Source organism: Natrialba sp. INN-245 (assembly GCF_009807105.1).
In the GTDB taxonomy this organism is placed as follows: Archaea; Halobacteriota; Halobacteria; order Halobacteriales; family Natrialbaceae; genus Natrarchaeobius; species Natrarchaeobius swarupiae.
Window position 1 is genome coordinate 1 of record NZ_WUBV01000023.1, and the last position, 8965, is coordinate 8965.

4 protein-coding genes and 8 pseudogenes are annotated in these 8965 nt (G+C 53.7%); 5 read left to right on the forward strand and 7 right to left on the reverse strand.

Annotated elements, in window-relative coordinates; translation table 11 throughout:
- The 3 genes and pseudogenes from GRS80_RS20670 to GRS80_RS08415 all read left to right on the forward strand — a co-directional run.
- Window positions 1–246: pseudogene (locus tag GRS80_RS20670) on the forward strand (hypothetical protein); the annotation flags it as partial.
- 509 nt (window positions 247–755) lie between these two features.
- A pseudogene (locus tag GRS80_RS08410) lies at window positions 756–905 on the forward strand (IS4 family transposase); the annotation flags it as partial.
- Window positions 906–962: 57 nt separating this feature from the next.
- Window positions 963–1805 (forward strand): fumarylacetoacetate hydrolase family protein, encoded by an 843-nt coding sequence (locus GRS80_RS08415; protein WP_160047158.1) that lies wholly within the window; start codon window positions 963–965, stop codon window positions 1803–1805.
- Between the two features lie 69 nt (window positions 1806–1874).
- Here the strand turns inward: GRS80_RS08415 and GRS80_RS08420 are convergent, their stop codons facing one another.
- The 6 genes and pseudogenes from GRS80_RS08420 to GRS80_RS08450 all read right to left on the reverse strand — a co-directional run.
- A complete protein-coding gene (locus GRS80_RS08420) occupies window positions 1875–2705 on the reverse strand; it encodes an IS5 family transposase (RefSeq protein ID WP_160047159.1) in 831 nt (276 codons plus the stop codon).
- Window positions 2706–3520: 815 nt separating this feature from the next.
- Window positions 3521–3882 (reverse strand): annotated as a pseudogene (locus GRS80_RS08430) (IS5/IS1182 family transposase); the annotation flags it as partial.
- Window positions 3882–4882, reverse strand: a protein-coding gene (locus GRS80_RS08435) for an IS630 family transposase (RefSeq protein ID WP_160047160.1) whose coding sequence is annotated in 2 segments (ribosomal slippage) — window positions 3882–4393 and window positions 4393–4882 — 1002 coding nt in all. Because the reading frame shifts where the segments join, the coding sequence is not laid out codon by codon here. The pseudogene GRS80_RS08430 and the gene GRS80_RS08435, both read right to left, overlap by 1 nt.
- A 186-nt stretch (window positions 4883–5068) precedes the next feature.
- Window positions 5069–5836: a creatininase family protein gene (locus tag GRS80_RS08440; protein WP_160047161.1), complete on the reverse strand. Its 768-nt coding sequence runs from the start codon at window positions 5834–5836 to the stop codon at window positions 5069–5071.
- A 266-nt stretch (window positions 5837–6102) separates the two neighbouring features.
- Window positions 6103–7267, reverse strand: a pseudogene (locus GRS80_RS08445) (ISH3 family transposase).
- 307 nt (window positions 7268–7574) lie between these two features.
- Window positions 7575–7715, reverse strand: a pseudogene (locus GRS80_RS08450) (IS5/IS1182 family transposase); the annotation flags it as partial.
- 88 nt (window positions 7716–7803) lie between these two features.
- On the opposite strand from GRS80_RS08450, the pseudogene GRS80_RS08455 reads away from it, so the two are divergent.
- Window positions 7804–8043 (forward strand): annotated as a pseudogene (locus tag GRS80_RS08455) (transposase); the annotation flags it as partial.
- Window positions 8044–8234: 191 nt separating this feature from the next.
- Window positions 8235–8735 (forward strand): annotated as a pseudogene (locus GRS80_RS08460) (IS1595 family transposase); the annotation flags it as partial.
- Between the two features lie 14 nt (window positions 8736–8749).
- Here GRS80_RS08460 and GRS80_RS08465 read toward each other — a convergent pair.
- Window positions 8750–8965, reverse strand: a pseudogene (locus tag GRS80_RS08465) (IS630 family transposase); the annotation flags it as partial.

Sequence of the window (8965 nt, forward strand, 5' to 3'; positions counted from 1 at the left end):
AACAACGGCTACTTCGTGAGTCGGCTGAAAGAGAGTGCACATCCGGTGATAACCGATGAGTTGCGGGAATGGCGCGGAGTGGTCTGCATATGTTCTGACCCCGTCCAAATACCCGTTCAGCCGCAATTTCGCTTGAGCATCGATTTGCTGTCGTTCGAGGGGGTCACCTGTTGCGCTGATCACTCCTGCGCCATTCCCTTGGAGGGCAATCAGATCCTCGACGTTGTCAATGAACTCGACCGCCAATACATCGACGTGGAGGCCGAAGCTGACAGGGATCATCAGAGATACTCATAGATTCTCGGTGAGTTCAGAGTGGGGAGTTTGCTCGTGAGATACGCTTTCAGCTCGGGGAGTGTCCGATAGAGTCTGTCGGCACGTCCCTCGTTCAATTGATGCCAGCACTGTTCGAGTGGATTCATTTCTGGTGCGTACGAGGGGAGGTATTCAAGAAGCAGGCCAGCTTTCACGGCCTGCTTCTTGAGGTCCCTCGCTATGAAATACGGCGCGATGTCTAAGATCAGTACCTCACAAAGCTTCCCTGCTCACTCGGGCTGAAGCCGCAGTTTCATCCTGATTGGTAGTGATTGATCGTACTTCTGACTGACGATCGAGCAAAGTCGTCGCTGTCGGCGGCGATCAGCCGCCGACGCGACGGTTCCTTATCGATCTATGAGGAGTACTAACTCGATCACTGTGGTCGACGACAGAAATCAGGCTTCAAACCATCTTCGCTGACGATGCCTTGTGAGATACTGATCCTTGGAGAGCTGGCCCAGTCGCTCGGGCATCCACCACCGAACCTGTCGGAGTTGATGTTTCGTGACGCCCGTCAACCAGAGAAATCACGGCTCTTACTCAACGAGCGAGTGGCTGAAGCCTTCATGAGGCGATCCAGTGCTTAACCGGACACCAATGCATGCGTCACAATAGTTAAGACAAAATGACTCCTTTTTTCCTTCATGCAAATCGGAAGATTCCACGTCGGTAACGAGATACGCATCGGTGTTTTCGAGAACGATCTAGTTTATGACGTTACTCGTGAATTCGAATCGTTCGCCGACGCGCTCTCTCGGCCAGAGGACGCTACTGATATCGACGGCAAAACGTACGACAAAGCGGATATAACGTATCTCCCGCCCACGACCGCACGAAACACCGTGTTTTGTGCGGCGCTCAACTACGAAGCACACGCCGACGAATCCGGGAGCGCGGTACCCGAACGGCCACTCGTCTTCATGAAACTTCCGCGGACGCTGGTCGGTCACCGCGACCCCATCTCCTATCACACGAGCGTTACCCAGGAAATCGACTACGAAGCCGAACTTGCCGCGGTAATCGGAGAATCCGCCCGTCACGTCTCCCCTGACGAGGCACTCGAGTATGTCGCGGGCTACACCATCCTCAACGACACTTCGGCGCGAGACTTGCAACTGGAATTGCCAGTGGGCGAGGACAACATGCTCGATTGGTTTTCCGGGAAGGCGATGCAGGAAACGACCCCGATGGGACCGACCGTCGTCGTCGACGAAATAGACGACCCGCAAAATCTCTCGATCGTCTCGCGAGTCAATGGAGAGACGATGCAAGACGACAACACGAGAATGATGATTCGATCGGTCGCAGACCTCGTCTCGTTTCTCTCCTCACGAGTTGAGCTCGAACCTGGTGACGTCGTCGCGACCGGCACTCCTGAAGGCGTTGGAACGTTTCAGGACATCCAGCTGTATCCGGACGACACCGTCGAGATCGAAATCGAAAATGTCGGAAGATTAGTCAATACTGTCGAAGAAGCGACCAAATAGTTCGCCTAGCAGTACTTCCGAGGTTCAATCGTTCAACGGCTGTGTTGAATCGCCATAAGGCGGTGGAATTCACTGTTTCACGGCACGCTTGATGTTGTAGACGACACACATCAGGGCGATTTCTCGGAACTCACGAAACCAGGATCGCGCTCGCACGGCGAAGCCGAGCGAGCGCTTGACAGTCGAGTTGACGGTCTCAGTCATAGAGCGCTGATTGTAGCGCTGTTCGTCGATTCTAGCGTTGTGTGCGTGGTCGTAGGGCGCGAAGATACGATGCTTGATCAGCGGTCTGATGTCGAGATCACGCAGCGCTTCACGGAGTGACTGCTTGTCATAGCCTTTATCTGCGGCAAGAGACCGCAGATCGCCCGCGTTCCGGCGGGCGATCTGCTCGGTAAGGTCTGCGTCGCTTCCTTCACGGTTTGTCGAACAGTGAACGTCAAGGACGGCTTGAGACTCTGTATCGACGAGTTTCGTGACTTTGAGCTTCTGCACGCGGTAGCTGATTCGCTGGCAGTAGTGACGGCTCGCGGCAGATCGTTCGTAGAACGTAGCGTCGATCGCGCCGTGTTTCGAGGGATCGTGCAGCTGCGCCGACTGGCGCAGCAGCACTCGACAGATGCTCATGCTGATTCGGTCGAACGCTTTACACAACGTGGATGGGGAGGGGAGATCGGCCGCGCTGAGACCGATCTCCCCGGTTATTTGTGGCATCTCCTTGAGCAGGTCAATCGTCATCCGGTAAGACGTGTCAAGGTAAATCCGCAGACAATGCAGGGAAACGAGCGCATAGTCGGCGAATCCGCCGCCACCTTCAGGGGCGGCGGATTCGCCTCCATCACCAGTAACGGTTTGAGCAACCGGGACAACTTCGCTAATGAAGCGGGAGATTTGCGTCATGAACACTCGCAGTCTTCCGCTTCAACTCCTTTGATTTAGCGACCTATCCCGACGCCATCTAGTGATTCAACAGAGCCGGAGAAACAGACGCATTCCGAGGGCCAAGTGAGTTGATCAGAGTTCTGCCGCTCGCCAGGACTGGCGAGCGTGCAGTTAACGGTGACCTGGCAGGTGTCAACTTTTCCGGTGACACCGCACCATTGACGAACAACGCCAACGATGTCTTCCCCTGATTTTGGGATAGGCATCCCATCAATGATCAACGCAGCGTCATGACCTTGGATCGCTTCGGGAACGCGTTCCTGAAGCTCCTTCTCGACGTTCTCGTGTTCCCAGGGCTTTCACGGACAAACCGTTCGAGCTGTTCTTGATCTACCTGCATTTTGTCGGCGATATCCGTGGCCGTAGGACTTCCGGGGCGCAAAAGGCCCCGGAAGTACCGAACGCCGTTCTGCCATGTCCGGTCGTCCTTTGGCCACGATGATCCGTCTGACCGAGTCGTGAATGCTGAATGGTAGTTGCTGAGAAACTGTAGCCCTTCCGCCTGAGCACGTCTCGTCTCTTTCATCCTCACGATAGACGCGTTCTACGGCGGAAAATCAACTGCTGGCACTATACACCGGAAGTACTGCTAGTACCGTCCCAAGTCTACTCTGACTAGCACGTCTTCTTTAGATCAGGGCCCAGGACGAGTATGGGGCCAGAATCCAACTATAGGAATTAGCGTCCGGATCCATAGATTGTGCCGGTCAAAACTGGCAGGTGCTGATGCATGACGGGCCAGACACACGTCGGTTGGCGACGCTAATCCCTATATTACCGGATCGCTGACGGTAGTACGACGAAGCAGCGTATCGGTCAAAGAACGTACTGTCGAGAGCTACGTGCCCAGACTGCGGGTGTTGCTGCGCTGAAACGCGCAGCAACGCCCACCACACCCACATTTTCAGCCGATCAAACAACTTGTAGATCGTACTGTAGTCCGGCAGCTCGTTTCATCTAGGCCAAGTACGTCACGAATCTCGGACATGTACTTCAGTCGGTTCGGCGTTTCACGGTAGCTATGGCCCTCTTCCAGACGAAAACAGTGCAGAACGACGTGTACCCAGCGGGCGAACTCGCCACTGGCGGGCTCGCCCGCGTGCTTCCCCAACACTTGTTTGGCTATAGTAGACATTAGAAATAATTGCTCACTTTGGGGATAGAGAGTTGATCAAGAGCGGTATCGATCGCTGTTGTCAGCTCAGAAAGCGAGTCGAAGAATCGGTTGCTAAGTGCTGATTGGAGCTGTCTCCAGCACTTTTCGACTGGATTGAGTTCCGGTGAATATGCTGGTAACGTGACGAAGGCGAGGTCGTCACGGGCCGCCAGGTCCGTGACGGCCAATGCCTGGAAATACGGCGCTCCATCGAGCACAACGATTAGATCGTCTTCGAATTCTTTGCATAATGCGAGAATGGAATGCTTCGCATGATCGGCGGTGACGTACTCGGTGAATAGTGAGAAGAAGCGCTCGCCGTCTTCGGTGATCGCGCCCAACAAACACGTCCAGTCACGTTGGCCAGACAGTTCGACAGACGGTCGCGTGCCGCGCGGAAACCACGCGGCACGCGGCTCGACTTGCACGGATTTCTTGGTCTGATCGATGCAGACTACTGTGGCGTCCATTTTCCGCCGCTTTTTTTGAGCTCTTCGCGGAACGTTTCTTGCTCCTCAGCCTCAGATTCGGCGGCTGTACGGCGCGCTTTTTGGTAACTCAATCCTGCTTCTTTGAGCAACCGCCGGCAACTCGGATAGGAGTACTCGATGCCGTAGGTTTCTTCAAGAAACTCCTGGACGAGCGCCGGCGTCCACGCCGGCGCGTCGATCCCGACTTCCTCAGGAGGTTCGTGAACAGTTTGTTCGAACTCTTCTTGCTGTGTTTCTGAGAGCTTTCGTTTTCTCCCGGATCGATGAGCATCAGAGACGGCTTGCTCAAGCGGTTCGTCCGTATCGAGTCGCATGAGCCAGCTGTAGATCGTTCTTCGACCAGTGTCGTGCCACTCCGCAAGTTCGGTCTGCGTCACGCCGTTTTTGTACGCAATCGCTGCTAACAACCGTTGTGTCGGCTTGTTTCCCTCAACCCTGTCAAGGGCGTCTTGGAGTTCTTCGACGGAGATATCATCGAGGTGGTCCATTATCTATAGTAACAATCTATGGGCGGAAAATTCTAACGGTTACTATAGGTCTCGACACTGCTCAACGAAGTCGAGGATATCGATTTCCATACCAAGTTCGATTTCCTCGACTTCGTCCTTCTAACCCGTGATATCAGCCGATTCGATCGCTATTCAACACGGAACAATGTATCGAAATGAGCGATCTTATTTGTGAGGAAGTGGTACACATTTCTCGTCGGGAAGATCTACTAACCAATCAATAAGGTTTTCCAAGGACATTATTGATTCCTCGCACAGGATTTTACCAGCCTCAGCGGAAGTTCGTCTCGGATCGCCGTGAACTCCGTTATCGGTAAAATCTGCTAAATCAAATCCACGGAAATCAGGATGGTCAAATCGACTTCTATCGCCTTTTGTTTCTACAGCTTTATTCAATTTACTCTCATCAATTAATTGTGGTGAAATGTTTGCTATCATAGACCCTTCGACAGCGCCCGCATGGCCAGGAATTTTAACATCGTCATCGAACAATTCTGTGGGTGGTGTGCTAATCCCATCCCACCAATTCCACGGAATGACAAAAGCAGATTCAGCACGATAGAACTCTTGAGCGACGCTTTCGATAGCGTTCATATTGCCGCCATGGCCATTGATTATGATGAACTTTTCAATACCATGTTCGATAACACTCTTTAAAACATCTTCAATATATCTTTTCAAAGTATCATCAGATACAGATAAAGTTCCATAGAACTGGATATGATGGGGACTAACCCCTACCGGTATTGTGGGAAGGACGACAGTATCGCTTCGGTCACTTACACCTCGTGCCACTGTTTCTGCAGTTATAATGTCTGTACAAAGAGGTAATGCAGGGCCATGTTGTTCAATACTACCTATTGGTAATACGGCAACTTTTCCACTTTGAAATGCTTCTTCTGCATCTTCTGTTGTTACTTCTTCCAGAAGCATATCAATCACTGTTTGAAAAAAGTACTTAAATCTTTCCAAATTTAGTTGTTATTCACACGCCGGCGAACGCCACGCACATCTGATCCAATTATCAGTACCTCACAAGGCGTCTTCAGTTGAGTCGGTCTGAAGCCAGATTTCTGTCGTAGGTTACGGTGATTGGGTCAGTTCTCCTCGAAGATTGGCGGGAACTGTCGCTGTCGGCGGCTGAGCGCCGCCGACGCGACGGCGTTGCCACTCACGAACAGAGCTTCCCCGGTCGGCGCTTATCGGTGGAACCGGCGTCAGGGGACCGATTTGCGGGGACGGCCCAACGCACCGCGAGGGCCGTCCACGCTGCCCGTCGGATCATGTTGATGAACTCCTTGAACGACCAGGACCAGAGGCGACGCCCTCCATGGCGGGGCGTCGCCACATATTCCCAGTGCAGATACCGCCAAACGTTCTGCAACAGGAGACTCACCACGACGAACAACAGCCGTATCACCGGACATTGCGTCGAAGTCGTTGCAATACTCTGCTCGGACAGCCGGTAGCTGGCCTCGATACCGAAGCGTTTCGCGTAGTGGTATCGGGCGTCACGTGGCGTGTCGATGAACGGCGCGTCAGCGGCGTAGCCGTGACGCGCCACGCCATGTTCGTCGTAGCGCCCGTTCTGGTAGGTACAGTCGATGTAGACGGAAAACTCGACGGCCCAGCTGTGACCGTCGAGTGTCGCCGTCAAGTCGTGCTGGATCACTCGACTCCAGCCTTCGGAGAGCTCCTGCTTGATCGTCTTTCCCCAGCGGACGATCGGCATCATGTAGGCGTGGTTGTGCGCTTGAAGCAACGTGAGACACTTGCTGTCGTAGAATCCGCGATCAAGGTAGACGGCCTTGACGCTGAAGTCAAGGCCGTCGAGAATCCGAGAAACGCTGCAAGGACGCTGCTGGCAGCGTCGCCGTCTTCGAGACGGCGCGCTGCCAACGTGAATCGCTTATTATTCACACGCGCGTAGAGTGTGGCATAGGCGTGGAAAGCAGTGGTTCCACGCTTTGCTTCCGAGTGATAGAGGCCGTCAGTCTCGTCTTCGTCACCGTAGTAAGGCCGCAGGTGGAGGTCTGCGCAGACCTCCACCTGCTCGGGAAGCACGTCGAGAACGTCCTTCTGAAGCATCGTGTTGCCGATTCGTTCGACCGACTCCAGGTCGAACTTCTCACGAAGGTGGTAGAGAACCGTGTTATGGTGGGGTAAATCTTTGCTCTTCTCGCAGAGTGTCGAGACTGAGGTTCCGTCGGCACATGCGCCGACGAGAACCTCGCAAATATCTTCAGACGTCGTTTCGGCATTGGGAGCGAAGTCAATCTCAACTTCCTTGTCAACACGATTGACGAGGAAGTTAAGAAGCTAGTCCTCGTGGATTGAACCGTCTGCTTGGTTGGTCTTAGTCACACCTTCTGCAAGCAGAGGCACTGTCTAGATGAGGGTTTGGGGAACGAGCAGGTGGTGGCGAGAAGTGCTCATGAAACTCGCCGACCTGCTCAGAGAAACCTTGAACGTAGATTGCCTTGTTGAACGCAAGACTGCGTCGGGGTAGGGTCGATTCTTCACAGCCTCACGGCGTCAGAGACGGGTTCTTGGAGTCAAAAGATGCAGCACCTGTCACTGACGGCGTTTGCTGAAGGGTCAAAACTATGGTATTTTGCTCCTTTGTTCCGGTGACGGCGGCGATGCCTCTCCCGGATATATCCGGAGAAGGGAGCAGGCGGCGGAGGTCACGCATCTGACACTCTTGTTCCCACTGACAGAACGAGCTGTAGTGCGGTGCCTCATCGAGGTCAAACACAGCGAGGATACCGGGCATCTCGTTAAGGTAGTTTTCAGTTTCACGGAGTGCTCTTGTGAAGTAGATTGTTGGTCAGGTAGAGTTACCGCTGTGAAAGCATAGCGGGCAAGGGTGACGCTCACGCGTCACCCAGATAGATACAATGTTCCCGTTTGAACTGCTTAGTTCAGAGGAGAGCGCCGCGAACCTGCTCCAGCAGGTTCGCTGGCGCGATGGCCTCCAATGCCCGCGCTGCCGGTCTGATACAGTGATCAAGTACGGCAGCTATCGAGAGTTTCAACGGTAGCGCTGTAAGGATTGTGGACGCACGTTCAACGACAAAACCGGCACGATCTTCGCGCATGCGAAGATCGGCCTCGATAAGTTGTTCTTCGCAATTTACGGCTCTGGTGAATCGCCATAGGGCGTCGGGGTTCGGCTGTTGAGCGTGCGTTGTAACTGCCCTCGACAAGGGACAATCGAGGTTGTTGCGGAGATAGCTACCGCTGAGAACGAGCACAAGAAATTTCTCGCCGCGATCTCCCGTAGCTTAAGTCCCCAATCCGACGCCGTCTAGTGATTCACCAGAATCCAATTTACTCGTTTATCCGATTCAACACGAGTACTCGCCAGCTAGACGCTGAACTCAACGTTTCCTATCGCACACTTCGGCAGCGCGTCGAGCAGTTCGCCAGAACGCTCGACGCACCTTCCATCGATCTTGCCGGCCCGGTTGAGATCGACGAAGTCTACGTCTCTGCTGGGCTGAAAGGCCGTGAGCGCGACTCCTGGTCGCGCTCGCGTGGTCTCTCGAAACGTGGCCGAGGAACCTACGCCGAGGACAAACCGCCAGTGTTCACGATTGATGACCGTGGCACCGATCAACGGTACGTCGTGCCGGCGAAATCAGCCGACGAATCGACTGTGCGACTCCTCCTCGAAAACAGCGAGAAGGAGCCGCTGACCGTCTACACAGACAGATTTCGAGCATATGACCCGCTAGATGAAGACGAGAACTACGAACGAAACGCTGTGATTCATGGTGAGGGAGAATACGTCGATGAGGACGCGCACGTGAACACCTTCGAGAGCCACCGTCGCGTTAATGACTAAGATAACTTCTGAAAGTCAAGGAACTTCTCGCACCACTTCTTTGCGAAGCTGATGCGTTGCGTTATTTTCTCGAAAGTCTCCTGAACAAGGTTTTTGAACTCGTCTTCGTTCTCAACGACGATCGGCGCCATCGTCCATTTGAGATAATCCCAGACTTGTTCGATTGGATTCAGGTGCGGTGAACCTGATGGAATGAAAATCAGGTCGATCCC

Coding starts and splice junctions, on each gene's coding strand:
- GRS80_RS08420 (WP_160047159.1), bottom strand. CDS start 2,705: ATGACGCAAATCTCCCGCTTCATTAGCGAAGTTGTCCCGGTTGCTCAA.
- GRS80_RS08415 (WP_160047158.1), top strand. CDS start 963: ATGCAAATCGGAAGATTCCACGTCGGTAACGAGATACGCATCGGTGTT.
- GRS80_RS08440 (WP_160047161.1), bottom strand. CDS start 5,836: ATGCTTCTGGAAGAAGTAACAACAGAAGATGCAGAAGAAGCATTTCAA.